The following is a 24250-nucleotide window of genomic DNA, read 5'->3' as shown; positions in this document are numbered from 1 at the left end:
TGCTAATGCGAGTGACTTGCATCTTTGATGGCAGCTCATTATGGCGCGTTGATCACCCCGGAGACCTTTCATGCCTGTCCTACTATCGCTTCTCGCCACCGCCGCTGCATCCGCCCAACCCGCCGTCGTGCCCGGGGAGGTGCCTGGCGACGACCAGATCATAGTGACCGGCCAACGCACAGAGGGGCAGGATGATTATGCGGTCAAGAAGCAGACCACTACCATGCGCTTTTCCCTGTCTCAGCGGGAAACCCCCCAGTCGGTAAGCGTGGTTACGCGCGCGCAGATCGAAGATTTCAAACTCAACGACATCAACGATCTGTTGAAGACCGTGCCGGGCGTCCAGGTGCAGGCGCAGGAGACCGACCGGGTCTATTATTCGGCGCGCGGCTTCGACATCCAGACATTTCAGGTCGACGGCATCGGCTTGCCCTTCGCTTTCGAGGTGCAGACGGGATCGATCGATACGGCGATTTATGACCATATCGATGTGGTGCGAGGTGCACCGGGCCTTCTGTCTTCCACAGGCAACCCTTCTGCGGTGGTGAACTTCATCCGCAAGCGGCCGACCAAGATATTCCAGGCCAGCGGCAGCGCACAATATGGATCGTTCGATCATCTTCGCCTCGACGGAGACGTCAGCGTTCCGCTGACCAGTGACGGCAGCATTCGCGCGCGCGCTGTGGGTGCCTATCTCGACGAGGACAGCTATCTCGACCGTTACAAGCTGCGTCGGTGGACGGGCTATGGCATCGTCGAGGCCGACCTGGGTCTGCAGACGACGCTGACGGTGGGCTATGGCCATCAGGATCATCGGAGCCGCGGCGCGATGTGGGGCGCATTGCCGATCTACTATACCGACGGCACCCGGATCGATTTGCCCCGATCGGCCAATACCGGGCCTGACTGGGCCGGTTGGCGCGTGACCGACCGGCAGATATTCGGCGACATCGTCCATCATTTCAACGACGACTGGCATGCCAAGCTGACGGTCATTCGCCGCGCGATCAGCGAGGACGACACGCTTTTCTACGTCTATAACAACCCCAGCGCCGCCTTCCCGGACGGTATCGACCCGTCGCTCAGCGATCCGGCGGTTGGCGGCAATGTGCGCAGCTATCCGGGCGCGTTCCGGGCGCAGACCCGAAACCTCGCTATCGACGCGTATGTGGCGGGCAAAGTTTCACTGTTCGGCCGCCAGCATGACGTGATGCTGGGCGTCAACCGCAGCGCGCAACGCTATGTCCAGACATCCAGCTACGACTTCAGCACGGTCGGTGTCGAATTGCCGCTCGAAGACATTTTCAACGGCAGCTTCCCGAAGCCGAATTTCCCCGCCACCTATAACAGGGATTTCGCCCTGAGCGGCGACCGGAGGATCAGGCGCGAGACGGCCTATGGCCTGATCCGGTTCAGCGTCGCCGATCCGCTCAAGATCATGGTCGGCGGCAACCTCACCCATGCGACCAGCGACGGATTTTCTTATGGCACGATGATGCAATATGATCTGACCCGCTTCCTGCCCTTTGTCGGCGCGACGTTGGATCTCAACGACAATATCAGCGCCTATGCGAGCTTCGCGACGATCTTCAACCCGCAGACGCAGACCACCGTCACGCGGCAGTTGATCGACCCGATCAAGGGCGACAATATCGAGGGCGGGCTCAAGGGCGAATGGCTCGGCGGCCGCCTGAACGCCAGCCTCGTCATTTTCCAGGCGCGTCAGAAGAATACGGCGGAATCGGCGGGCTTCGACGCGACGATCGGGCAAACTGTCTATCGTGGCGTCGATGCCACGTCGCAAGGCATCGAGTTCGAATTTGCGGGCCAAATCCTGCCTGGCTTACAAGCTACCGGCGGCTATACGCTGATGCGCGTGCGGGGCGAGAATGATGAGCGGGTCCGTAGCTTTGTGCCGCGAAATCTGGGCCGACTGAATTTCACTTACTCACCACCCGCTTTGCCTGCGCTGAAAGTCGGTGCATCCTTCCAATATCAGAGCAAAATCTATCTGGAGCCCGGCACCGTGTCGGTAACGACGGGAGCCCCGATCAGGATTACCCAACCCCGATATGCGTTGCTGGATCTGCTCGCCAGCTATCGCATCACCGATAATCTTTCGCTCAGCGCCAATGTAAAAAACGTGACCAACGTCAAATATTTGACGGCGCTGAACTATGATCAGGGCTATTATGGCGCGCCACGCACGGTGCTGGGCACGATCAGCCTGAAATATTGAGTGGGAAACATGTCGCCAAGGTCGCGTCGTTGGATTCGCATAGCGCTGGCCGGTCCGGGCGCGATCCTTGTCGCGCTCGTCGTCATGGCGGGCATGGCGCTGTGGCTGCCGGGCGGCTCGGCAGGGATCGATAATATCGTTTTGCCGCTCATACTGGTTCCGCTGATCTGGACCGGGCTTTTCTTTCACGCCTGTCTGGATCGCCGGTTGGCACGCGTCGCGTTCATTTCCGTTGGCCTGTTCCTCGTCCATGCCGGATTGATCGCGCATAAATTTTTCGACGCACCGCCAGCGTCTGCGGAGACCCGTCCATGATTCACCTGCCCAAGGATGAAACCAAGGCGATGGTCGCGGTCCATGGCTGGTCGGGCATCCTGCTCGGCCTGTTGTTATATGCGGTGGTACTGACGGGCACGGCTGCCGTCTTTGCCGAGGAGATCGGCACCTGGTCGGCGGGCCATATGTCAAACCAGTCCGCTTTCGAGCGGCCCGTAGGCGCTGTGCTGCAAAAACTGGGCGCCGAAACACCGGCTAAATATCATGAAGGCGTCGACCTGTTCGAAGTCGACGATCATGACCTCGGGATATTTTTCCATCGGCATGAGATGGAGGGCGGCAAACTTATCAGTCGGGGCATTTTCTATACCATTGCCAAGGACGGGCGCGTGGCCAATCGCCAGGCCGCCACCGATGAAGATGTATTCGGCGCCCGCAACGACAATGCGCTCAGCGCCTTCCTCGTCGACACACATGTCCGACTGCATCTACCCAACCCCTGGGGCCTGCTGCTGACGGGCATGGTCGGCCTGTCGATGCTGATCGCGGCGGTTTCCGGACTTCTCATCCATCGCCATCTGTTCAAGGACATCTTTACGCTCCGGCACCATGCAAATCCTGTGCTCGTCAATCGGGACAAGCACAGCGTGGCTGGTACGTGGAGCCTGCCGTTCGCGTTCATCCTGGCCTTTACGGGCAGCTTCTTTTCATTCTTCGGAACCGTCGGCGTGCCGATCGTCGCGATGGCAGCGTTCGGCGGAAACCAGCAGGTCCTTCAGGAAACGGTTTTCGGTAATCCCGGAAAGCCAGACCCCCGCCCGGCCGCGATCGGCAATTTCGACCGCATCAGCAGCGATGCGCTGGCGCGCGCGGGCTCGGCGCCGACCTTTGTCGCGATCGAGAATTTCGGCCGCGCCGATGCGAAGGTGACGACCTACCATGCCCCTAAAAACGATGCCATCGCGCCTGTGACCCTGCTCTACAATGGCGCCCTTGCTCGCTTCGAGCGGATCAAGCCGCTGATCGGACCCAGGCCGTCGACCGGTGGCGCACTGGCTGCGCTGATGTACCCCCTCCACTTCGGCAATTTCGCGGGCCTGGTGTCGAAAGCAATCTGGTTCGGGCTGGGTTTTGCGATGTGCTACGTCACCTATACGGGCCTTTGCCTGTGGCTGTCCCGACGGCAAAATGCCCCGCGTTCGCTCGTCTGGCTGGAGCGCATGAATATGGTCGTGGGGCTGGGCCTCCCGTTCGCGCTCGCCTCGTCCGCCGCCGCTTTCCTCATAACCATGCCACTGAGGACGGCGATCTGGTGGACGCCTGCCGGATTCCTGATCGGCGCGGCCGTGACGATCGTTGCAGGCTGTGTCGCCCCCACCATTGCGCGGCTGAGCTGGATGCTTCGGTTCGGCACGGGCATGATGATGATCCTTCTCCCGCTGCTCAGGATTCTAAGTGGAGGGCCGTGCTGGTCCGCCGCCATGGCCACGCAGCAGCCGGTCATCATCAGCCTGGACATTGCCTTCATTCTCGCGGGCGGCTGGATACTGGCAAGGCTACGGGCTCGTCAGCCGTTCGACCGGCTCATGACCTTGCAGGCGGCTGAGTAGTGATCGATATCGCGGCCCCCGCATTGGCGCTTTCCACTGCCTGCATCCTTGCCGTCGCGCTCGGTGATCCCAAGCGACGTCGGTCAGCCCGGCTATCGGGCAACGGGCACCGCCCCGCCCAGCGCCGTCTGCTCACCGTCTGCGCACTACTACCGGGACTGTTTTGCATCGGGCATGGCGATCCCTCCGCGTTCCTCATCTGGCTGGGGGGCTGCGCGGTTGCGGGCTGGCTTATCGCAATCGCCTTTTCGCGCGCGGCCGCCTCGTGCAGACGCAACGGCTGAAGCATGAACGGATTAACGTGAAACCGGATCATACTTTGATTTCAGTCCCCCGGACGCCTTCCCCCCTTTTTGCCTAGCTGGCGCATCGTAATGCGGAACCGATGCCATTTCGGCCGTATCAGGCCGTTCGCGACCCCGATAAGGAGAGTCGGGTGACATGCTCTTCACATCCGATTATGACCTCGCGAAACGATAATGGCAGGAGAGACGCTGATGGCCGAACGGAAATCGACCTTGACCCCGGATTTCAGATCGAACGATCCCTACGCCTATCTCGCTGCGGTCGAAGGTTATGAATTGCCGCAGGAATGGGTCGACAATATGCCCGTACCCGAGCTCCATGCGACGCGCATTCTGGCGGGCTATGACGAAGAGGGGTATGCGCGCGCGGGGGCATTCATGTCGCCGATATTCCTCGATCCGGCCTATGGCCTGCTGACGATGGCAGAGCGCGAGTTCATCGGCGTCATCGTATCGTCGATCAACGCCTGCCCAACCTGCCTGCTCATCCACGGGCACAAGCTGGGCGAGGAAATAGGCGACCATGGCAGGGCGCGACGCATCGCGATCAACTATCGGACGGTGGAGTTGAGCGTTCAGGAGCGAGCCATCGCCGATTATTGCGTGAAGCTGACTCAACAGCCAGGCCGGATGGAGGCAGCCGACGTCCAGGCGCTTCGCGACGCGGGCCTGAGCGACGCCAGGATTTACTACGTGATCGAACTGATCGGCGTATTCAACCTGACCAACCGGATGACGTCGGGCTATGGCATGCGTCCAGATGATGATTTCCTCGCGGCCATCGCACCGGCAGCGGGATAGCGACCCCCGGTTGCGCATCGCGATAAAGTCGTTGGCCTTGTGCCCGAATCGCATTATGGGCCGGCGAAGTCGGGCATGTTGCCAGGCTAAGATCGCGCTGGTGCCCGTGAGGGCTTAAAACGGGAATGCGGTAAGAATGACTTCGCTCTGACGAATATGGTCATTCCAATCCGTGGCTGTCCCTGCAACTGTGAGCGGTGAGCAAGGTGCGCATATTCCGCCATTCAAAATGGCGGAAAGTCACTGGAACCCACGCATAAAAATGCGGGTTCCGGGAAGGCCGCATACCGAGCGACGACCCGCAAGCCAGGAGACCTGCCAGCGCACCGGTCGCTCTTTGTCATGGTCCAGGGAAAGGCCAGGGCACGGTTTCTCTCCGTCTGAGCGACGAACCCATGCGGCGGGGGCCGCATCGGTGCGTGGCTGTGGGCGAAAGGCGCCTGCCCCTGCCGGCACCGACCGTTCGTTCGCCCGCCGGCATCAGCCCGAGTCAGGCGTCAGCGGCACGCCCCCGCCAGACGTTGCTCAGGCGCAAGGGGGTATTGACCATGAAGACATCCATGTATCGCGCGCTGATGAGCAGCATTTTCCTGCTGCCGGCCAGCGGTTTCGCACAGGCGGCGCTCGCCGATGAGCCAAGCAAGGTGACCGACACAATCATTGTCACGGCCAGCCGTGGCGCAGGCGGCATTTCCACCGCGACGCTCGGATCCTCCGCCACTGTCATCCAGTCCGTCGATCTTGAAAATCGTCAGACCGTCATTCTGTCCGACGTGCTGCGCGATGTGCCGGGCATTTCGGTTAACCGGACCGGACCGGTCGGCGGCAAGACCCAGATCCGCATTCGCGGCGCAGAAGCAAACCACACGCTGGTGCTGATCGACGGCATCGAGGCGGCCGATCCTTATGCTGGCGAGTTCGACTTCGCGACCCTGACGTCCGATCCGGGCGCGCGGGTAGAAATCCTGCGCGGCGAACAGAGCGCGCTTTACGGATCGGACGCGATCGGCGGCGTCGTCAACTATATCACCGCCAGCGGCCGCGAGATGCCGGGCTTTGCGGCGCGGCTGGAAGGTGGGTCGTTCGACACCGTCAGTGGCGCGGTGCGCGGTGCGGGCGTCGTCGGCGACCTCGACTATGCCATTGGCGGTTCCTATTCGGGCATCGGCGGCTATGTCGTTGCGCCCGGCGGTTCGCGGGAGATCGGTTCGAAGATTGGCACCGTCCACGGCAAGCTTGGCTATCAGATCGGCCAGCTTACCCTGCGAGCGATCGCGCGCTACAATTATACCGACGCCGACCTGAACGATCAGGATTATTTCGCCACCGGCAATGCGATCGATTCCGGGGGCCGCTACACCAACAGCGCCTTCTACGCGCTCATCGGCGCCAATTACAGCACGCAGGATGGCCGCTGGACAACGGACCTGAGCGCCCAGCTCAACAATTCGCGCCGCCGCGCCTATGACGACAATGGTGTGGAAAATTTCGGCGACACCGGTCGCCGTCGCAAGGTCTCGCTCGCTTCGACACTCAAGCTCGGCGACGATACAGTCGTTCACGCGATCACCGGTGCGGTCGATTATGAGCGTGAGGAATTTCAGGGCACGTCGCTGTTCCTCTCCGGCCCCAACCCATTCCAGGACACGGACAATTGGGGCATCGTTGGTCAGTATCAGCTGACGGTCGGCGACCGGATCGGCGTGGGTGGATCGGTACGCAAGGATTTCAATAATCGCTTCCGCGATTCGGCCACCTGGCATGCGCAGGCAAGCTATCGCTTCGATTTCGGCACGCGCCTGCACGCGGCTGGCGGTACGGGCGTCAAGGCGCCCGACTTTTTCGACCTGTTTGGTTACTCGCCGACCAGCGGCTTTGTCGGCAACCCCGATTTGAAGCCTGAAAAGTCGACCGGCTGGGAAGTGGGAGCGGAACAATCCTTCCTGGACGGCAACGGCCGGATCGACGTCACCTACTTCAACGCCAAGTTACGCAACAAGCTCGCGAGCAGATTCATCCCCTTTTATACGGCGATCAACCTGCCCGGATCCTCCCCGCATGAGGGCATCGAAGTCTCGGCGAATTTCGCGCTTCCGGCTGGCTTCCGCTTCGACGGGTCCTACACCTATCTCGACGCGAAGGATGAAGGCGACAGCCGCCTTACGCGCCGGCCAAAAAATATCGGCAGCGCTAATCTCGCGTGGCACTCGCAGGACGATCGCTTCGGCGCGAATGTCACGGTGCGCTACAATGGCAAGGCGCTCGACACCAATTTCGCGACCTTCAATGTCGAGACGCTGAAAGCATACACGCTGGTCAACCTCGGCGCCGACCTCCAGATCGTGCCGGGCATCTCCCTGTTCGGCCGGGTCGAAAATCTGTTCGACAAGGATTATCGCGAGAATATCGGCTTTCTGACGGCTGGTCGGGCCGCCTATGGCGGCTTCAAGGCTCGGTTCTGACGCGGGCGCGATCACTCACCCGTGCAGATAGGGAGGGCCGTCGGCCCTCCCTATTGTCGAGCGCGCAACTGGCGCGCCAGCGATTCCGCCGCTAATATATAGGCGGGCCCGCCGCACACCGTCCAAGCCTGCGGGATGCGCAGGCGCGGGATGTGACGGAGCAGAGGATGGTGCAGCATTTCCGTACCCTGGTCAGTCACGCGGTCGGTCGCGCTCTCGACGATCAGATAATCGGGGCGGGCGACCAGCAATTCTTCAAGGCTCATCTGCGACAGCACAGGCTTGCCGAGTTTAGCCGCGAGATTAATGAGGCCAACACGCATCATCAGTTCGTCGATAAGCGTGCCCGTGCCGGTCAGGAACCCGCGTCGCTGATAATAGGCCGCAACCCGTCCCCTGCCCACCTTGGGCAAGGCCGCGAGCGCCCGGTCCATGCGCGCGATCAGCGCTTCGCCTCGCCCGACATGGCCAACCGCCGCTGCGACCGTGCGGATCTGCGCGACGATATCGGCATAGCTTTCGGCGCTTTTGAGTTCGATCGTGCGGTAATTCTGTCCTGCAAGCGCGCCCATCATCGCGCCTCGCCGCGCGGGCGCGCCGACCACGAGATCGGGATTGATCGCCATCACTTCTTCCGCCGCGTTGGACAATATGTGGATGTGCCCGACCTTATCGGCTGCCGCCGACAGTTCGCGGTTGGTCGCATTGCGCGTCAGCCCGGCGATCTGGTCGGGGTCCGCAAGAGCCAGCAGATACTGGTCCGAACACATGTTGAACGAGACGATGCGCGTTGGCCGGGCCGTCGGCTGCGAAGCCGAGGCGGCGACACCCCCGAGCGGCAACAGGGCGGCGACTATCGCGAGATAGGCCGTGCGCGAGGATGGGAACCATGGCATAGGGCCGCCATCCATAACGACACACCCCGGCGACACAAGCGTAGCCGCGACGATCGATCGAGGTGCGAGGCGCCGTGCTGACTGCCCCACTTTCCTCTTCCACCCGTCATCGCGCGCTGGTTCCCGGCTTGATCCTTCTCGCCATGCTCGCCGCAATCGTGTCGCTGGCGATCGGCGCGGCCGCCATCGCGCCCGCACGCCTGCTGGCCGTACTGGCGGGCCATGGTGACCCCGTCGCAACCGCAATCCTGATCGACCTGCGCTTGCCGCGAGTCATCGTCGGCCTGATGGTCGGAGCGATGCTGGGACTCGCCGGTGCAGCGCTGCAAGGCTATCTCCGCAATCCGCTTGCGGAGCCGTCGGTCATCGGCGCATCCAACGCCGCAGCGCTCGGCGCGGTGGGCGCGATCTATTTCGGCCTGTCCGAATGGAACCCGCTGATGCTGCCGGCGCTGTCGATCGGCACCGGCCTGCTGGCGCTCGTCCTGCTCTTCGCGCTGGCGGGGCGTTCGGAAAGCCCGTTGACGCTGATCCTCGCGGGCATCGCCGTCTCCACCATGGCAGGCGCGGGTATCAGTCTCGCGCTGAACCTGTCATCCAATCCCTTTGCGGCGATGGAAATCACCACCTGGCTGCTGGGATCGATCGAAAACCGCTCGATCGATCATGTCTGGATCGCCCTGCCCTGTATCGTAGTGGGCGCTGGATTGCTGCTGTTCGACGGTCGCGCACTCGACGCCTTGTCGCTGGGCGAGGATGGCGCGCAGGCGCTCGGCGTCGATCTGCGGCGGACGCGGCTGCGGCTGCTGCTCGGCGTCGGCATTGGCGTTGGCGGCGCGGTCGCGGTGTCCGGGTCCATTGGTTTCATCGGCCTCATCGTCCCTCATCTGGTCCGGCCGCTGACCGATCGAAGCCCATCTGCCGTCCTGCTGCCTTCGATGCTGGCCGGCGCTCTGCTTCTGACGCTGGCCGACATCGCCGTTCGTCTCATCTCCACACAGAACGAGTTGAAGCTGGGCGTGTTGACGGCCTTCCTTGGCGTGCCGGTGTTCCTGATCCACTTGCTGCGGGAGCGGCGGCTATGGTGAGCGTCACGATCGATCGCCTGTCCGTGCGGCTCGGGCACCGCGCCGTCGTGCAGGATGTGAGCGCGACGCTCTCGCCCGGATCGCTGATCGGCATCATCGGTCCGAATGGTGCCGGCAAATCGACACTGGTTCGCGCGCTGCTCGGCCTGATCCCCGCGCAGGGTGGATCGGTGCTGCTGGACGGCCAGCCCATCGCTGATATCGCGCGGCGAATAATCGCTCGAACGCTCGCCTATCTTCCGCAGGGACAAACGCTTCACTGGCCGCTGTCGGTCGAGCGGCTGGTCGCGCTCGGCCGCCTGCCCCATCTGGGTCCCATGTCGCACATGTCCGCCGACGATATGGCACTGGTCCTGCATGCACTCGACCGGGCGGATGTCGGCCATCTGCGCGACCGGATCGCCACCGAATTGTCGGGCGGCGAGCGCGCGCGCGCGATGCTGGCACGGGCACTTGCCGTGGGCGCGCCGGGCCTGATCGCCGACGAGCCGCTCGCCGCGCTCGATCCGGGACATCAACTCGACGTGATGGACCTGCTGGTGCGCGAAGCCCGGGCTGGTGGGCTGGTGATCACCGTGCTCCACGACCTCACTATGGCGGGCCGCTATTGCGACCGGCTATTGCTGATGGAGGGCGGCCGTCTGGTCGCGGACGGTGCGCCGGATGCCGTGCTCACACCGGACAGGCTGGCAGCGGTCTATGGCATCAGCGCCCGCATCGACCTGACCGGCCCGTCTCCGGTGATCGTGCCGCTCGAAAGAACCGCCCCGCGCCGTACCGATTGACGCCGCCCATCCCCTGACTTATGGCCGCGCCTGCGACAGGTTCCCTTTACGGGGATGAAAATGGGAACGGGGTGAACGCCCCGGCTGCCCCTGCAACTGTAAGCGGTGAGCCACGCGCATCATGCCATTGGGACCCAGGTCCTGAGAAGGCGGCGCGAACCGGCATCGACCCGCGAGCCAGGAGACCTGCCCGTCGCGGTCGTCCTTCGTGCGGACAGGGTGTGCCGGGCGGACGGGGGTAAACCCGAGAGGCGACAAGGTTGGCCGCGTTTTCGCAGGCCATGCTGGGCGCGCCTTTGCGAACAGCATGGCCCCGCAGACATGGCCTCATTGTCTGGGTGCCCGTTCGATGATCCTGTTCTCAAGCCTTTTCGCCGCTTCAGGTGAGCGATAATGCTCAAACCGGTCGATGACGGTCCCGCGATCGTCGCCTGCAACACCTGTCGGCATTCGTCGGAGGCAAAGGAACGCGCCGATGGGCAACGTGGGGGCGCTCAACTCGTCTCGGCGCTCCATGCGGTCAAGGCCTCGGACCCTCGCTATGCCGATATTGCCGTTCAGGAGATGCCCTGCCTGTTCGCATGCAGCGATTTCTGTACGGTGCATCTGCGCGCGCCGGGCAAGGTCGGCTATGTGCTTGGGCGCTTCACGCCCGATGACGAGGCCGCCCGAGCGATCCTGGACTATGCCGTCCATTATGCCGCGAGCGACCATGGCCGCGTGCCGTTCGCAAACTGGCCCTCGGGCGTGAAGGGGCATTTCATCACCCGGACGCCGCCGCCGGGGTTCGTCGCGGAATGAGCTTTTCGACAGTCACCGATTTCGAAACCGCGCTCGCTGAAGACATCGGTCCAGACGAAGGCGCGATCGCGCAGGCGCGCGATCGGCAGGCGAAACTCACCAAGCCGGCCGGGTCGCTGGGTCGGCTCGAGGATATCGCGATCTTCTTCGCCGGCTGGCAGGCGCGTCCCATCCCGAGAGTCGAGCATGGTCGCGCCGTCATCTTCGCGGGCAATCATGGCGTCACGGGACGCGGTGTCAGCGCCTTTCCGGCAGACGTCACGGCGCAGATGGTCGGGAACTTCAAAGCAGGCGGCGCGGCGATCAATGCGCTTGCCGGGGCCGCCGGACTGGAATTGAAGATTGTCGCGCTCGATCTCGATCGGCCGACCGCCGATTTCACCGGCGCACCCGCGATGTCGGAAAGCGAATGCCTGACGGCGCTATCGGCGGGCGCGGCCAGCGTCGACGCCGATCTTGATATGCTCGTGGTCGGCGAGATGGGCATCGGCAACTCGACGGCGGCGGCGGCGCTTTGCGCCCGCAGTCTTGGTGGTGACGGCGCGTCATGGGTGGGACCGGGCACGGGCGTCGACGATGCCGGAATCCGCCGGAAGATCGACGTTGTCGACGCGGCCCTCGCCTTCCATGGAACGGCGCCCTTAACCCCCTTCGAGACGCTCCGCCGGGTCGGCGGACGCGAAATCGCCGCGATCGCCGGCGCGGTGCTACGCGCGCGCCAATTGCATGTGCCGGTCCTGCTTGACGGCTTCATCAGTTGTGCGGCGCTCGCGCCGCTCGCTCCTATCGCACCCCGTGTCATAGTGCACTGTCTGGCGGGCCATTGCTCGGCGGAGCCGGGTCATGCGCGCCTGCTCGATGCGCTGGGGCTTGTGCCGTTACTGCATCTGGACATGCGGCTTGGTGAAGGTAGCGGCGCGGCGGTAGCTGCGAACCTGGTCCGCTCGGCGCTGGCGGCGCACGCGCAAATGGCGACCTTCGCACAGGCCGCCGTTTCGGCTGGTTAGATGACCCCTGTCATCCTTCATCTCCTGCGGCATGGCGCCCCCGAAACAGCGGGGCGGATGATCGGACATAGCGATATCCCTTCAACCGCAGCGGGGATCGAGTCCTGCCGCGCGCAGGCATTAAATCTCGATATCGATCATATCGTCAGTTCCGACCTCCGTCGCGCCCAACATGCAGCGACAGCGATTGCCGGGGACCGCGCCCTGCCGGTCGCTGTCGATCCACGCTGGCGCGAACTGAATTTCGGCGATTGGGACGGGCTTTCGTCACAGGATATCGATGCCGCCACGCTCGGCGCGTTTTGGGATGATCCCGACGAAAATCCGCCCCCGCGCGGTGAGCGCTGGTCCGCGCTCGTGGATCGGGTGGCGGCCGCTCTTGCCGATCTCGCCCCAAAAAATACGCTAGTCGTGACCCATGGCGGGGCGATGCGAGCGGCACTCGGCGTTCTCTGCGGATTCGATCAGCGGCGATCATGGGCATTCGCATTGCCCTACAGCGCGCGCCTCAGCTTCCAGATTTGGCCCGGATCGCCACAAACGGCTCAAATCGTGGCGCTTCATTCATGATGGCGTCGATCCGGGGCTTTCTGCTGGCCCTGCAATTTCTTACCCGGCTGCCCACGCCTTCCTTCGTAGCGACCGACCCGGAATTCGCCGCGTCGATGCGCTGGTTCCCCGCTGTCGGGCTGATCATCGGCTTGTCGGTGGCTGGCAGCGGCTGGATCGTCGCTCATCTCGATCAGTGGACCGGTGCCATGATCGCGCTTGCAATGTGGGTCGGCGTGACGGGCGGGCTTCACCTCGACGGCCTGTCCGATCTTGCCGATGCGAGCGGCGCGGCGCACAAGGATCGCGACCGGCTGCTCGCGGTGCTGGCGGACCCGCATGTCGGCAGTTTCGGCGTGGTCGCCATAGCGATGCAACTCATCGCCAAGCTGGTCCTGCTACACGCCTTCATCACCGCGCAGGCGTGGTTGGCGCTCATCCTGATCCCGCTTTGCGCGCGCATCGGGCCGCTTGTCTGGACCCGCTGGCTGCCGCCGCTCCATGCCGGTCTGGCCTCGCGATTTCGCGATGCCGTGCGGCCGGTCGACATCGCGCTGTGGATGGCGGTGCTGGCTGGCGCGGTTTGGGCCTGTCCGGCCCTGCTGATGACGCCGTTTCTGCTCTTTCTTTGGGGCCGTCATGTTCGGTGGACGATCGGCGGCATTTCGGGCGACGGCCATGGTGCCGGGATCGAGCTGGTCGAGACCGGGCTGCTGCTGGCCGCGACCGCCGGAGTGCGGTGGACATGAACCCGTTGACATTCCATGGCGGGCAGCTGTCCGAGGCGAAGGCCCGGTATGCCGCCGCGCCGGAGCCCTGGATCGACCTGTCGACCGGCATCAACCCGCACGCCTGGCCGGGCGCGGACAGCATGGACATCGATTGGCGACGCCTGCCAGAAGAGCGCGACTTGCGGGATCTGGAACGCGCGGCTGCTCGTCATTTCGGCGTCGATCCCGTTCATGTCGCGGCGTTGCCCGGCACCGAAATCGGGCTGCGCTTATTGGGCCGATTGCTACCAGGCCCGGCGCGCTATGGCTGGCCCGCCTATCGTACCCATGCCGAAATATTTCCTGACGCCAGACCGCTGGCGTCCGCTGATGAAACGCCGGCATCTGGCGGCATCCTGCTGCTGGCCAACCCGAACAATCCTGACGGCATAGAGCATGATGCCGCGACCCTGCTCGCGCATCTCGATCGGCAGGAAGCGCTACATGGCTGGCTCGTGATTGACGAGGCATTTGCCGATGCCGACCCCGGCATCAGTCTGGCCGCCCATGTCGCGGATGACCGCAAACTGCTGATTTTTCGCTCGTTCGGCAAATATTTCGGCCTTGCAGGATTGCGCCTTGGGTTCATCATCGGTCCCGTCTCACTAGTCGCGCAGATACGGACCCTGCTCGGCTCATGGCCGGTGTCAGCTGCCGCCATCGCCATCGGGACGGCCGCCTATCGGGACGAGGCCTGGATCGCCACAATGCGCGAGCAATTGCCGGCGGAGGCGGCCGCACTCGATGCCCTGTTCGATTCGTACGGCCTGCGCTCGGCGGGCAAATGCCCGCTGTTCCGTCTGATCGAAACCGGTGAAGCCGGTGCCATCTTCGAACGGCTTGCTGCTCAGGCAATCCTGACGCGGCCCTTCGACTACAACCCGCGATGGCTGCGTATCGGATTGCCCGGCACAGTGGAGGCGCGCCTTCGCCTCGACCGGGCGCTGGCCCATGGCTGAGCCGGTCGCCCTTGCAGCACTGATGATCGAAGCCCTCGTCGGATGGCCCGATCGGCTATATCGCCGTGTCGGCCACCCCGTCGGACTGTTCGCGGCCATCATAATGCGGTGCGAGACATGGTGGAACCGGCCCACCGCGCATTTCGCCGTCCGGCGCGCCATGGGAATCCTCACCATGGTCTCGCTGGTCGTGTTGGTCGGCGGAACCGCGCTCGCGCTCCAACATATCGCGTCCGCGATCCTGGGCGATCGAGCCTGGATCGCCTGCGCGCTTTTGGCAGCCGTTGGCCTTGCCCAACGCAGCCTTTTCGATCATGTCCGCGCCGTGCAACGCGCGCTAGCGACCGGAGATCTCAACCGGTCCCGCAAAGCGGTCGCCATGATCGTCGGCCGCGACGTGGCGGAACTGGACGAAGCCGGCATTGCTCGCGCCGCTATCGAGAGCCTCGCCGAGAGTTTTTGCGACGGCGTCGCCGCGCCGCTATTCTGGCTGCTCGTCGGGGGCTTGCCGGGCCTGTGGATTTACAAGGCTATCAACACCGCCGACAGCATGATCGGGCATAAGGAAGAACGCTGGCGCGCCTTTGGCTGGGCCGCCGCACGCACCGACGATCTGCTGAACCTCGTGCCGGCGCGCCTGGGGGGGACTTTACTCTGCCTCGTTGCGCCCGGCGGTTGGCGGATGATGTGGCGCGATGCGCGCAAACATGCGTCGCCCAATGCCGGGTGGACCGAAGCCGCCATGGCCGGCGCGCTCGACCTGCGGCTGGCTGGCCCGATCAGCTATGATGGTGTGATTGCGGACAAGCCGTGGATCGGCGACGGGCACCAGCGAGCAACCGCGCAGGACATCGCCCGCGGGCTCGCCGTATATTTGCGCGCCTGCCTTGCCCTGTGGCTCATCGCGGGAGGAATCGCATGGGCGCTTTGATGCTTCAGGGGACGGGATCGGACGTCGGCAAGTCGGTGCTGGTCGCCGGCCTTTGCCGCGCCCTTGTCCGGCGTGGCCATGTCGTGCGTCCGTTCAAGCCGCAGAATATGTCCAACAATGCCGCGGTCGCCATTGATGGGGGCGAGATCGGACGCGCGCAGGCGTTGCAGGCGATCGCATGCGGCGTCGCGCCGCATACGGACATGAACCCCGTATTGCTCAAGCCGCAGGCTGACCGGACCTCTCAGTTGATCGTCCACGGCAAGCTCCGCGGCACGCTGGGCTCGGGCAATTACCGAGCCGCGCGCGGCGCACTGATCGATGAGGTGATGACGAGCTATCGCCGCCTGGCTCAATCCTGCAACATCGTGGTGGTGGAAGGCGCAGGCTCCCCCGCCGAAATCAACCTGCGCGCGGGCGACATCGCCAATATGGGGTTCGCGCGCGCGGCGGGCATGCCTGTGGTGCTGGTAGGCGATATCGACCGGGGCGGCGTCATCGCCGCGATCGTCGGCACCAAAACCGTCATCGACCCGGCCGACGCCGCAATGATCAGGGGCTTCATCATCAACAAGTTTCGGGGTGACCCCGCCTTGTTCGACGATGGCTATCGCCAGATCGAGGCGCTTTCGGGATGGCGCGGCTTCGGCGTCCTGCCCTGGCTGGCGGCGACCGCCCGCCTGCCGAGCGAGGATGCCGTGGTGCTCGAACGGCGGCCGGATCGCGCGACCGGCCGCCTGTTGATCGCCTGCCCGATCCTGCCGCGCATCTCCAATTTCGACGATCTCGATCCGCTCAAGCTCGAACCTGCCGTCGATCTCGTCATGGTCCCGCCCGGCAGGCCCATCCCCGCCGAAACCTCACTGGTCATCCTGCCCGGCTCGAAAGCGACCATCGCCGATCTTGCGGCGATCCGGGCGGAGGGCTGGGACATCGACATTCTGGGCCATCATCGTCGTGGCGGCATGATATTGGGCCTGTGCGGCGGCTATCAGATGCTCGGCCGCACGATCGCCGACCCACAGGGGATCGAGGGGCAGCCTACTGAGGTCGCCGGCCTCGGGCTGCTCGATGTCGAGACGATGCTGACGCCGAAAAAAACGCTCAAGCCCGTGCACGGTGAAGCACTTGGCGCGTCATTCGAGGGATATGAGATGCATGTGGGAGTGACTGTCGGTCCGGACACGCGCCGCCCGTTCTCTCGCTTCGACGATGGCCGTGTCGATGGCGCAGTCAGTGCCGACGGGGCGGTCATGGGCACCTATGCCCACGGCATATTGGCAAATCCCACCCAACGCCAGGCGCTGCTCGGCCGGCTGGGCGCGCAGGGCGGCGGCGCCGATTATCACGCCTCGGTCGACGGGGCGCTCGACGAGATCGCGCTCGCCATCGAGCGACATGTCGACGTCGGTGCGCTCGTCGCTCTTTCCCGAGAGGCATCCAGCCCATGACTGTCGCATCCTCACTGCTAGTGCTTGGCGGCGCGCGATCGGGCAAGAGCGGCTATGCGCAGGGACGCGCCGAGGCGCTGGAAGGCAACCTCGTTTTCGTCGCGACGGCACAGGCATTCGACGAGGAAATGGCGGATCGAATCGCGCTGCACCGGGCCGATCGCGGGCCGCGCTGGACAACGGCAGAAGCGCCCGTCGACCTTGCGAGCATTATCGACCGGCACAGCCAGCCCCATAACGTGCTGCTGATCGACTGCCTGACTTTATGGACTTCCAACCTGCTGCTGGCCGACCAGGACATCATCGTCGCCACGGAACTGCTCGTCTCGGCCACCACCCGCGCGCCGGGGCCGCTGATCTTCGTCGCCAATGAAGTCGGGCTCGGCATCGTTCCCGATAACCCGCTGGCCCGCCGGTTTCGCGACGAAGCGGGCCGGGTCAATCAGGCGATTGCGGCGGCGGTGGACGAAGTGACGTTCGTCGCGGCCGGCCTGCCGCTTCGCCTCAAATAGTCTGGCGGGCTGCTCGACCAGTTCGACGACCTCGAAGACGAAGCCGGTCCAGCCTCTTTTCCGGGCAGCCTCTTCAAGCGCGGCGCGCTTGCCTTTGGCCTCTCTCAGCGAGCGGCTATGACCCCAGAAGACTTCGGTCTTGCCATTTTCGAGGGATGCAACGATCCGCCAATAATGCGTGAACGGGTCACGGGTCGGTCCGATCGTCTTGACATAGCCATCGGCGAGCGTCGCCGTCAGATATCGCCGCTTCTTCGCCATCTTTACCGTCTCGTCGTCCCGCTGGTATCGTCGATGCGTCTAACCCATATAGGCGGCGCAAGGAGTATCCCATGACAGACTATCGCAAGACTCCCGAGGCGCTCGAAAAGCTGACGCCCGAACAATTTTACGTTACCCAGAAAAGCGGCACCGAACGTCCCGGCACCGGCGCGTTGCTCGCGAACAAGGAACCGGGCCTTTACGTCGACATCGTCTCGGGCGAGCCGCTGTTTGCAAGTAGCGACAAATATGAGTCCGGCTGTGGCTGGCCCAGCTTCACGAAGCCGGTCGAACCCGCCAATGTCGCCGAATTACGCGATTCCTCGCTTGGAATGGTCCGTACCGAAGTGCGGTCAGCCCATGGCGACAGCCATCTTGGCCATGTCTTCGAAGACGGGCCTCGCGATCGCGGCGGGCTGCGTTATTGCATCAACTCGGCGTCGCTGCGCTTCGTCCATCGCGACGATATGGAGGCGCAGGGCTATGGCGCATACCTGCCGCAGGTCGACAATATCGGGTAAGGCGGGGCCGCCGGATGCGGCCCCACCCGCCTTTTAACGTGACGCGAACTGGCGTCCTTTAGTTGCGACGGCCCAGCGCTGCGGGGTCGCTCCCGGCGCGCTTTCGCGCACGAAACATTTGCCTCGCTGCGCCTGCACCGAATGGCACAGGGTCGCGGCGTCCGCCCGGCTGGAAAAGCCGCTAATGGCGAGGCGATGGAATGGCTTGCCCTTGACCGTCACCTGGCTGGTGAGGACCGGAAAGCCGGCGAGCGTTCCATTGACACGGGCCATGCTCATCCATTTTTCTTTGGCGATGGCCGCCGATTCATAGGCCCCAAGCTGGACGACCCAGTTGCTCGCATTGCCGGTAACGGGCCTGATCAGGGCCACCTGCTGGATCCTGGCGGCTGGTTTCGTTGCGACCGGCGCGATCACGAGCGCCCTTGCGGGCTTTGCCCCGCGGCCTTCAGTGATGAAATCCGGCCGGGTCTTCGATGCGGCGGCCGATCGGACCGGCCGTTCGGAAGCGCGAATGACGGGAACCGGTGCGGCCGTCTCTGTGATAGCGGGCGCGATCGGCGGGGCGGGATCGGCGACCACAGTCTGCGGCCCGGACGCCGTATATGTTGCGTCGATCGGAGGCGCCGGCGGAATGGCCGGCCCGGCTTCCGCCAGCGCGACGGCCGAACCCGAGGGCGCAAGCGCCAGCGCGGCGGGCATGCCGGCGTCGGCTGCGTCGATTGTGACACCCATGAGCACAGCGACCCGCTGCGGCGCGAGTGCGGGATCGGCCATCATCGCCCATTGCGCGATCCGCTGGTTCGCCGCGAGCGGATCGAGATCCTCGCCGGCCAGCACCCGCGCATCTTTCCAGCGACCGGCCAGCGCGTAGGCATAGGCCAGATTCTGGCGCGTGCGGGCGCTGGCGGACGGGTCGTGGATCGCCTCGGACAGAATGCGGACGCCCTCTTCGGCGTCGCCCGCCATCGCGAGAGCAAGCCCATAATCGGCGGCCGGAACCTTGTCCATATTGGCGGCGAGCAACGCCCGGGCTGCATCATTCTTGCCCAGTCCCACCTGCACCAGCGCCAGGCTGATAATAGTGCGGGAATCGCCATTGCCCAATGTCATGGCGTCGGTCAGCGATGTCTCGGCCGAAGCAAAACGCCCGCCGGCGACATAGGCGCGACCCAATATCTGCCGGTAGGCGGCATTATCCGGCGCTGCGCGAACAGCGGCCTCGGCGGCGTCTACGGCCCCCGCCGCGTCCCGCGCGGCCAATGCTTTCTCCGCCCTTGCGGCAAGCTTGTGAGCTTCCTTTTCGGGAACCACTGCCGCTGTGTTGGGGCGGAAGGCTGCACCGTTGCAACCCACCATGGTCGTCGCGACGAGCAGCGATGCTACCGCGGCTTTTCCAAATGTCGTGCGCTTCATGCTGATATCCACCCTTCGTTCACTTGCTTGCGCTCTTGCGCGCCCGTTGCTGAGCCATCCGGTCGATTTCCGGCCGGGCCTTGAGGAAAATGTCGAGCGCCTGCGTAACGATATGCTGAGCGGAACGCCCTTCGATCGCACTGGCCAGACGGAGCTTGGAATGCCGATCGGCATCCAGCCGGAGCGTGAAGGCCGCCTTGCGGCCCGCTGGCGCACGGGCAATCGCGGCCAGATCATTGAAATCCATATCGTTTCGGCCAAGATCATCTTGCAGCGTTGATGCAGACGCGCAGGGGGAACCCAGCACCGGACGACGCATGGCCGGCAGCGCAGCGCCTTTGCGGGCAAGCAGGCCGGAGGTCAGCGAGGCGAGGGGCTTGGGTTCGACCATAGTGCGTGTTTCGCCCATCACTCGCTCATCACACGACGGCCAAAGCCGCCGCCGGTGGGACGAGCGGCGACAGCGACACCGACGCTGCCCTGGGGCACTGAAAAAACCGTCCGGCGAAAATTCTTTTCGAGCCGGTCGGACACATAGGTCCACAGATGATCGATCTCGGTAGCGGAACGGCTCTTGGGATCGACTTCCATCACTGTCCGCCCGTCGATCATCGATGCGGCGAAATCGGTTCTCTGATGAACGGTGATCGGCGCAACCGTGCCGTGCTGAGACAAGGCGATAGTGGCCTCGGACGTGATCCGCGCCCTGGGGGCTGCGCCGTTGACGACGAAGATCAGCGGCTTACCGGCGCGTTCGCATAGATCGACCGTCGCTCCGACGGCGCGTAGGTCATGCGGGCTGGGCCGGGTCGGCACCACGATCAGTTCGGCAACGGAGATGACGCACTGGATCGCGACGGTGATCGCCGGCGGCGTGTCGATGACGGCCAGCCTGAAACCCTGCTGCCGCAGGATTTCAAGGTCCGCTGCAAGCCGGGCGACACTTGTCTGGGCAAAAGCCGGTAATTCCGCTTCGCGCTCGTTCCACCAGTCGGTCAGCGACCCCTGCGGATCGATGTCGATCAGCACCACGGGGCCAGCGCCAGCGCGTTGCGCCTGCACGGCCAGGTGCCCGGACAAGGTCGTCTTGCCCGAACCACCTTTCTGCGATGCCAATGCCAATACGCGCACGCAAATCCCCCGGGAAAATCCAGTTCCGGGCAGGAATGCCACATCCGCGCCTAAAAATTGGTTAATCCGGGCGCAGGCTTTATAACGACCGGCATCAGGGTTAACTTCGTGTCAATGACCCGGTTCTTATGCTAATTCGCTGTTCAATCGCCTCTTTCGGGATGCGATCGCGAGTTGGTGGGAGCATGTGCGAATGAAGCTTTTCTGGGGGACTTTGGCGGCGACCGTGGCGCTTGGACTTTCGGCGCCTGCTCGGGCAGACGTGAAGACCGGCGTCGACGCATGGCAGCAGGGCGACTATGGAAAGGCCGTGGCGGAATGGGGGCCCCTCGCCCGGGCCGGCGATGCCGACGCGCAGTTTAATCTCGGGCAGGCCTATAAGCTGGGACGGGGCGTTCAGACCGATTTGTCGGCCGCGCTCGACTGGTACAGAAAAGCCGCGGCGCAGGGGCATTTGCGCGCCGAGGATAATCTTGGCCTGTTGATGTTCCAGCAAGGCGATCGCACCAACGCGATGCCCTATCTTCAGCGTTCCTCCACCAGGGGAGACGCTCGCGCCCAATATATTGTGGGCACGGCTCTCTTCAACGGCGATCTGCTCGCCAAGGATTGGGTGCGCGCCTATGCGCTGATGACGCGCGCCGCTTCCTCCGGGCTGACCCAGGCGACGACCAGCCTGCAACAGATGGACAAATTCGTTCCGGAGGATCAGCGCAAACAGGGTTTAGCGCTCGCCTCCTCGATGGAGCAGCAGGCCGCCCGTACGGCCGCCGCGCCGTCAACGCCGGCGGCTGCCGAGCGTTCTTCGGTGCGAGCCACCCAATTGCCGCCCTCGAATATCAACCGACCGTCCACCCCTCCCGAACCGGTTCGCGCCGCCCCGGTCAAATCCGCGCCGGCGCAGGTAGCCGTCGCCAGGCCGAAGCCGGCTCCCGCTGCCCCCCGCCCCGTGCCTTTGGTCACTGCATCGGCATCCGGCGGATCTGGCGGCTGGCGTATCCAGCTTGGTGCTTTTGGTGAAGATGGCCGCGCCCGCGCACTCTGGAGCAGCCTGACCGGCAAGGTGCGCGGTCTTTCCGCCTATCAGCCTTATCTCGTAAAGAGCGGCAACGTCACCCGGCTCCAGGCAGGCCCTTTGGCCAGCAGCACCGAGGCGGCGAAACTGTGCGGATCGGTCAAAGCGGCCGGATCGGATTGCATGCCCAAGAAGATGTGATGATCGCACGGCTCCCATCGGTCGGAATCATGCTTATATTGGACGGGGACCAAATCCGTAGGAAGCCGTTGGATGTCGAAGAATGAAGCGAGCATCGTTGCGCTGACCGTCGCCCTGCTGGGTGAACGCGAAGGACGAGATGCGCTGGACGCCCTGGCCATCGACCTGCGCCTCCTCGCCGAATCCGGGCCTTCCGTCTCTCGCGCCGCATTCGCGATGGCGATGACCGTCGCGCTGTTTCATGATCTCCTGCGCAGGGTGCCAAGTGGCGCCGCCTATGTCGCCCATGCAAGGCAAGGCGGCGGCAAGGTCTTGTTCGACCATGGCGCATTACGTACGATCCGGCTGCCTGTTGGGCCAACAGGCGCACTGCCGCCCGGCGAGGATGCCTTTACCCGCATCCTGCTGCCGCTCGGCTATGAAATGGCGGCCGTCTATCCGCTCGATCGCCTGCGCATGACCGGTCGCGCTTATCGGCACATCGATGCGCCGGAGACGATCCCGCAATTTTTCCTCAGCGAGCTTCATATCGACCGCTTCGATCACGACTTCGCGGCAGCCGCGACCCGCATATTCGAAACCAGCCGCGACCCGCTAACCGCTGAGGCAAAGGCGGTTCTGGAAAAGTTTTCAGCCGGCGCACAGGTCACGTTTGAAGAAGCGGCGTGCGCCCTGCCCGCCATCGTCGCATCATTCGGCCGGCATCATGCGCCCCCGGCGATCGCGGATTATGAATTGCTTCTGTCCCGCTCCCATGAGGGGGCCTGGATCGCGACCGAGGGCAATGCGTTCAACCATGCTACCGACAGGGTGCCGGACGTGGCGGCGCTCGCTGACCGGCTGAAGGCGCAAGCCCGCCCGATCAAGGAAAAGCTGGAGATTTCGAAAAGCGGCCGCGTGCGTCAGACAGCGTTCAGGGCCGATAGCGTGGACAGGGAATTTGCAGATGGCCTATGGCGGCGCGTCCCAGGATCGTTCTACGAATTCATCAGCCGCGATATCGACCCGGCGACCGGCACTCTCGATCTGGCATTCGATACCGGCAACGCCACCGGCATCTTCGCCATGACCAGCGCGACTGACTTAAAGGCTTGATCAGCAAAAGAGCGTAAGGCAACGCACTCGCTTTGAATGCTGGAGGCCACGCTTTGAATAGTCCCCTCGTGTCGTCCTGGGTTCTGACTTTGGTCTGCGCCGATCGCGTCGGAATCGTCGCTGCGGTGAGCCGTTTTCTTGCCGATCGGGGGGGCTTCATCACCGACAGCCAGCAATATGCCGATCGCGCGGCGGGGCTATTCTTCATGCGAGTCGCGTTCGAAGCGACGGAACCGCTGATGACGAGCAGCACCGATCAGTTGCGCATAGACTTCTCCGCAGTGGGCGACGCGTTCGCCATGGCGTGGCGGCTGACCGCCACCGATGAAAAGCCACGGATGCTGATCGCCGTCTCGAAAGGGTCGCACTGCCTCGCCGATCTGCTTCACCGCTGGCAGACGGGAACGCTCGCAGTCGACATCATGGGCGTTGCATCGAACCATCCCGACATGCGGCGGATCACCGAATGGCATGGCATTCCCTATCATGAGTTGCCGCCCAATGGCGACAAGCCGACGCAGGAAGCCGCGCTGCTCGATCTGTTCGCGCGCACGCGATCGGAATATCTGATCCTCGCGCGCTATATGCAGGTGCTATCGGAAGATCTGGTTAGCAAACTGGCCGGACGCTGCGTCAACATCCATCATAGCTTTCTGCCCGGCTTCAAAGGCGCGCGTCCCTATCATCGCGCCCATGAGCGCGGCGTCAAGCTGATCGGCGCGACCGCCCATTTCGTGACGGCCGACCTGGACGAGGGCCCTATCATCGAACAGGCGGTCGAGCGGGTAGACCACCGCGCCACAGCCGACGACATGATCCGCATCGGCCGTGATATCGAAGCGCGGGTGCTGGCGCGCGCGGTCGGCTGGCTGGCCGACCGTCGCGTGCTGCTGAACGGCGGCAAGACCGTGGTCTTCAGCTGATCAAAGGCCGAGGCGCGACCAGAAATCATCGGGCGCGAGCGTCACCCCGCCGGTCGCCCGTTCTCCACGGGACCATGAAGGATGGGGCGCGAGCGTTCGGGACAAATCCCGGTTACGCTGCCGCTTGCGAGATAAAAGGGTCTTGCGGGTCATCGTCTTCTCCTCATCAAGGGAACACGAAACCTTGCGTGGTCGCTTCGGCACCGTGCGCTTTAGCCGTTGGTGACGCGGAGCAAGCTGACATC

General features: G+C 63.9%; 25 protein-coding genes, 1 pseudogene and 2 riboswitches. Of the genes and pseudogenes, 20 read left to right on the top strand and 6 right to left on the bottom strand.

What is annotated here, in order from left to right; translation table 11 throughout:
* Positions 1–70: 70 nt before the first annotated feature.
* The 6 genes from WG907_RS05780 to WG907_RS05755 all read left to right on the top strand — a co-directional run bounded on the left by WG907_RS05780 (position 71) and on the right by WG907_RS05755 (position 7693).
* On the top strand, positions 71–2239 hold the full coding sequence (locus WG907_RS05780; protein ID WP_340231696.1) for a TonB-dependent siderophore receptor: 2169 nt from the start codon (positions 71–73) through the stop codon (positions 2237–2239).
* Between the two features lie 9 nt (positions 2240–2248).
* Entirely contained in the window at positions 2249–2554 is a 306-nt protein-coding gene (locus tag WG907_RS05775) for a hypothetical protein (protein ID WP_340231694.1), read from the top strand.
* On the top strand, positions 2551–4125 hold the full coding sequence (locus WG907_RS05770) for a PepSY-associated TM helix domain-containing protein (protein WP_340231693.1): 1575 nt from the start codon (positions 2551–2553) through the stop codon (positions 4123–4125). The genes WG907_RS05775 and WG907_RS05770 overlap by 4 nt, the downstream gene beginning before the upstream one ends.
* Positions 4125–4409 (top strand): hypothetical protein, encoded by a 285-nt coding sequence (locus tag WG907_RS05765; RefSeq protein WP_340231692.1) that lies wholly within the window; start codon positions 4125–4127, stop codon positions 4407–4409. Before WG907_RS05770 ends, WG907_RS05765 begins: the two co-directional genes overlap by 1 nt.
* A 213-nt stretch (positions 4410–4622) precedes the next feature.
* On the top strand, positions 4623–5231 hold the full coding sequence (locus tag WG907_RS05760) for a peroxidase-related enzyme (protein ID WP_340231690.1): 609 nt from the start codon (positions 4623–4625) through the stop codon (positions 5229–5231).
* Between the two features lie 81 nt (positions 5232–5312).
* Positions 5313–5568: riboswitch (cobalamin riboswitch) on the top strand.
* A 211-nt stretch (positions 5569–5779) separates the two neighbouring features.
* On the top strand, positions 5780–7693 hold the full coding sequence (locus WG907_RS05755) for a TonB-dependent receptor plug domain-containing protein (RefSeq protein ID WP_340231689.1): 1914 nt from the start codon (positions 5780–5782) through the stop codon (positions 7691–7693).
* Positions 7694–7743: 50 nt separating this feature from the next.
* On the opposite strand, the gene WG907_RS05750 is transcribed toward WG907_RS05755, so the two are convergent.
* Positions 7744–8589 (bottom strand): ABC transporter substrate-binding protein, encoded by an 846-nt coding sequence (locus tag WG907_RS05750; protein ID WP_340231688.1) that lies wholly within the window; start codon positions 8587–8589, stop codon positions 7744–7746.
* A gap of 143 nt (positions 8590–8732) precedes the next feature.
* Here WG907_RS05750 and WG907_RS05745 point away from each other — a divergent pair, with 143 nt between their 5' ends.
* The 10 genes from WG907_RS05745 (at position 8733) to cobU (ending at position 17442) form a co-directional block, all read left to right on the top strand.
* Positions 8733–9677, top strand: a complete 945-nt coding sequence (locus WG907_RS05745) for a FecCD family ABC transporter permease (RefSeq protein ID WP_340231850.1) — start codon at positions 8733–8735, stop codon at positions 9675–9677.
* Positions 9671–10462 (top strand): ABC transporter ATP-binding protein, encoded by a 792-nt coding sequence (locus WG907_RS05740; protein WP_340231687.1) that lies wholly within the window; start codon positions 9671–9673, stop codon positions 10460–10462. Before WG907_RS05745 ends, WG907_RS05740 begins: the two co-directional genes overlap by 7 nt.
* 20 nt (positions 10463–10482) lie before the next feature.
* A riboswitch (cobalamin riboswitch) is annotated at positions 10483–10670 on the top strand.
* A 185-nt stretch (positions 10671–10855) separates the two neighbouring features.
* On the top strand, positions 10856–11263 hold the full coding sequence (locus tag WG907_RS05735; RefSeq protein WP_340231686.1) for a DUF1636 domain-containing protein: 408 nt from the start codon (positions 10856–10858) through the stop codon (positions 11261–11263).
* Entirely contained in the window at positions 11260–12270 is a 1011-nt protein-coding gene (cobT, locus tag WG907_RS05730; protein ID WP_340231685.1) for a nicotinate-nucleotide--dimethylbenzimidazole phosphoribosyltransferase, read from the top strand. The genes WG907_RS05735 and cobT overlap by 4 nt, the downstream gene beginning before the upstream one ends.
* Entirely contained in the window at positions 12271–12840 is a 570-nt protein-coding gene (locus WG907_RS05725; protein WP_340231684.1) for a histidine phosphatase family protein, read from the top strand.
* Between the two features lie 8 nt (positions 12841–12848).
* Positions 12849–13568, top strand: coding sequence for an adenosylcobinamide-GDP ribazoletransferase (locus tag WG907_RS05720; protein WP_340231849.1), 720 nt, complete (start codon positions 12849–12851; stop codon positions 13566–13568).
* Positions 13565–14548, top strand: coding sequence for an aminotransferase class I/II-fold pyridoxal phosphate-dependent enzyme (locus WG907_RS05715; protein WP_340231683.1), 984 nt, complete (start codon positions 13565–13567; stop codon positions 14546–14548). Before WG907_RS05720 ends, WG907_RS05715 begins: the two co-directional genes overlap by 4 nt.
* Positions 14541–15479, top strand: a complete 939-nt coding sequence (gene cbiB, locus WG907_RS05710; protein WP_340231682.1) for an adenosylcobinamide-phosphate synthase CbiB — start codon at positions 14541–14543, stop codon at positions 15477–15479. The genes WG907_RS05715 and cbiB overlap by 8 nt, the downstream gene beginning before the upstream one ends.
* The gene (locus WG907_RS05705; protein ID WP_340231681.1) at positions 15467–16930 is read left to right on the top strand and encodes a cobyric acid synthase; all 1464 of its coding nucleotides are present in this window, start codon (positions 15467–15469) and stop codon (positions 16928–16930) included. The genes cbiB and WG907_RS05705 overlap by 13 nt, the downstream gene beginning before the upstream one ends.
* Positions 16927–17442 carry a bifunctional adenosylcobinamide kinase/adenosylcobinamide-phosphate guanylyltransferase gene (cobU, locus tag WG907_RS05700; RefSeq protein WP_340231680.1) on the top strand — a complete coding sequence of 172 codons (516 nt, stop codon included), beginning with the start codon at positions 16927–16929 and terminating at the stop codon, positions 17440–17442. The genes WG907_RS05705 and cobU overlap by 4 nt, the downstream gene beginning before the upstream one ends.
* A 3-nt stretch (positions 17443–17445) precedes the next feature.
* Here cobU and WG907_RS05695 read toward each other — a convergent pair.
* Positions 17446–17703 (bottom strand): annotated as a pseudogene (locus WG907_RS05695) (hypothetical protein); the annotation flags it as partial.
* A gap of 71 nt (positions 17704–17774) precedes the next feature.
* Here WG907_RS05695 and msrB point away from each other — a divergent pair.
* Positions 17775–18224 (top strand): peptide-methionine (R)-S-oxide reductase MsrB, encoded by a 450-nt coding sequence (gene msrB / locus WG907_RS05690; RefSeq protein ID WP_340231679.1) that lies wholly within the window; start codon positions 17775–17777, stop codon positions 18222–18224.
* 33 nt (positions 18225–18257) lie between these two features.
* Here msrB and WG907_RS05685 read toward each other — a convergent pair whose 3' ends face one another.
* The 3 genes from WG907_RS05685 to WG907_RS05675 are packed head-to-tail and all read right to left on the bottom strand — an operon-like array spanning position 18258 to position 20771.
* Positions 18258–19640, bottom strand: coding sequence for an SPOR domain-containing protein (locus WG907_RS05685; protein WP_340231678.1), 1383 nt, complete (start codon positions 19638–19640; stop codon positions 18258–18260).
* A 19-nt stretch (positions 19641–19659) separates the two neighbouring features.
* Positions 19660–20031, bottom strand: a complete 372-nt coding sequence (locus WG907_RS05680; RefSeq protein WP_340231848.1) for a hypothetical protein — start codon at positions 20029–20031, stop codon at positions 19660–19662.
* A gap of 17 nt (positions 20032–20048) precedes the next feature.
* A complete protein-coding gene (locus WG907_RS05675) occupies positions 20049–20771 on the bottom strand; it encodes an AAA family ATPase (protein ID WP_340231847.1) in 723 nt (240 codons plus the stop codon).
* Positions 20772–20964: 193 nt separating this feature from the next.
* Between WG907_RS05675 and WG907_RS05670 the strand changes: the two genes are divergently transcribed.
* The 3 genes from WG907_RS05670 (at position 20965) to purU (ending at position 24005) form a co-directional block, all read left to right on the top strand.
* Entirely contained in the window at positions 20965–21987 is a 1023-nt protein-coding gene (locus tag WG907_RS05670; protein WP_340231677.1) for an SPOR domain-containing protein, read from the top strand.
* Positions 21988–22059: 72 nt separating this feature from the next.
* Positions 22060–23082 carry a 2-oxoadipate dioxygenase/decarboxylase family protein gene (locus tag WG907_RS05665; protein ID WP_340231676.1) on the top strand — a complete coding sequence of 341 codons (1023 nt, stop codon included), beginning with the start codon at positions 22060–22062 and terminating at the stop codon, positions 23080–23082.
* A gap of 53 nt (positions 23083–23135) precedes the next feature.
* On the top strand, positions 23136–24005 hold the full coding sequence (purU, locus tag WG907_RS05660) for a formyltetrahydrofolate deformylase (RefSeq protein WP_340231675.1): 870 nt from the start codon (positions 23136–23138) through the stop codon (positions 24003–24005).
* Here the strand turns inward: purU and WG907_RS05655 are convergent, their stop codons facing one another.
* The gene (locus WG907_RS05655) at positions 24006–24158 is read right to left on the bottom strand and encodes a hypothetical protein (protein ID WP_340231674.1); all 153 of its coding nucleotides are present in this window, start codon (positions 24156–24158) and stop codon (positions 24006–24008) included.
* Between the last annotated feature and the right edge of the window lie 92 nt (positions 24159–24250).

The sequence above is a fragment of the Sphingobium fluminis genome (assembly GCF_037723805.1).
Taxonomy (GTDB): domain Bacteria; phylum Pseudomonadota; class Alphaproteobacteria; order Sphingomonadales; family Sphingomonadaceae; genus Sphingobium.
Note: the sequence above shows the minus strand (reverse complement) of the source record. Positions and strands in the feature narration are given on the sequence as shown.

Bases quoted from the DNA above. Each gene is read 5' to 3' on its own strand.
- WG907_RS05780 (WP_340231696.1), top strand. From the start codon at position 71: ATGCCTGTCCTACTATCGCTTCTCGCCACCGCCGCTGCATCCGCCCAA.
- WG907_RS05775 (WP_340231694.1), top strand. From the start codon at position 2,249: ATGTCGCCAAGGTCGCGTCGTTGGATTCGCATAGCGCTGGCCGGTCCG.
- WG907_RS05770 (WP_340231693.1), top strand. From the start codon at position 2,551: ATGATTCACCTGCCCAAGGATGAAACCAAGGCGATGGTCGCGGTCCAT.
- WG907_RS05760 (WP_340231690.1), top strand. From the start codon at position 4,623: ATGGCCGAACGGAAATCGACCTTGACCCCGGATTTCAGATCGAACGAT.
- WG907_RS05755 (WP_340231689.1), top strand. From the start codon at position 5,780: ATGAAGACATCCATGTATCGCGCGCTGATGAGCAGCATTTTCCTGCTG.
- WG907_RS05750 (WP_340231688.1), bottom strand. From the start codon at position 8,589: ATGCCATGGTTCCCATCCTCGCGCACGGCCTATCTCGCGATAGTCGCC.
- WG907_RS05745 (WP_340231850.1), top strand. From the start codon at position 8,733: ATGCTCGCCGCAATCGTGTCGCTGGCGATCGGCGCGGCCGCCATCGCG.
- WG907_RS05740 (WP_340231687.1), top strand. From the start codon at position 9,671: ATGGTGAGCGTCACGATCGATCGCCTGTCCGTGCGGCTCGGGCACCGC.
- WG907_RS05735 (WP_340231686.1), top strand. From the start codon at position 10,856: ATGCTCAAACCGGTCGATGACGGTCCCGCGATCGTCGCCTGCAACACC.
- cobT (WP_340231685.1), top strand. From the start codon at position 11,260: ATGAGCTTTTCGACAGTCACCGATTTCGAAACCGCGCTCGCTGAAGAC.
- WG907_RS05725 (WP_340231684.1), top strand. From the start codon at position 12,271: ATGACCCCTGTCATCCTTCATCTCCTGCGGCATGGCGCCCCCGAAACA.
- WG907_RS05715 (WP_340231683.1), top strand. From the start codon at position 13,565: ATGAACCCGTTGACATTCCATGGCGGGCAGCTGTCCGAGGCGAAGGCC.
- cbiB (WP_340231682.1), top strand. From the start codon at position 14,541: ATGGCTGAGCCGGTCGCCCTTGCAGCACTGATGATCGAAGCCCTCGTC.
- WG907_RS05705 (WP_340231681.1), top strand. From the start codon at position 15,467: ATGGGCGCTTTGATGCTTCAGGGGACGGGATCGGACGTCGGCAAGTCG.
- cobU (WP_340231680.1), top strand. From the start codon at position 16,927: ATGACTGTCGCATCCTCACTGCTAGTGCTTGGCGGCGCGCGATCGGGC.
- msrB (WP_340231679.1), top strand. From the start codon at position 17,775: ATGACAGACTATCGCAAGACTCCCGAGGCGCTCGAAAAGCTGACGCCC.
- WG907_RS05685 (WP_340231678.1), bottom strand. From the start codon at position 19,640: ATGAAGCGCACGACATTTGGAAAAGCCGCGGTAGCATCGCTGCTCGTC.
- WG907_RS05680 (WP_340231848.1), bottom strand. From the start codon at position 20,031: ATGGTCGAACCCAAGCCCCTCGCCTCGCTGACCTCCGGCCTGCTTGCC.
- WG907_RS05670 (WP_340231677.1), top strand. From the start codon at position 20,965: ATGAAGCTTTTCTGGGGGACTTTGGCGGCGACCGTGGCGCTTGGACTT.
- WG907_RS05665 (WP_340231676.1), top strand. From the start codon at position 22,060: ATGTCGAAGAATGAAGCGAGCATCGTTGCGCTGACCGTCGCCCTGCTG.
- WG907_RS05655 (WP_340231674.1), bottom strand. From the start codon at position 24,158: ATGACCCGCAAGACCCTTTTATCTCGCAAGCGGCAGCGTAACCGGGAT.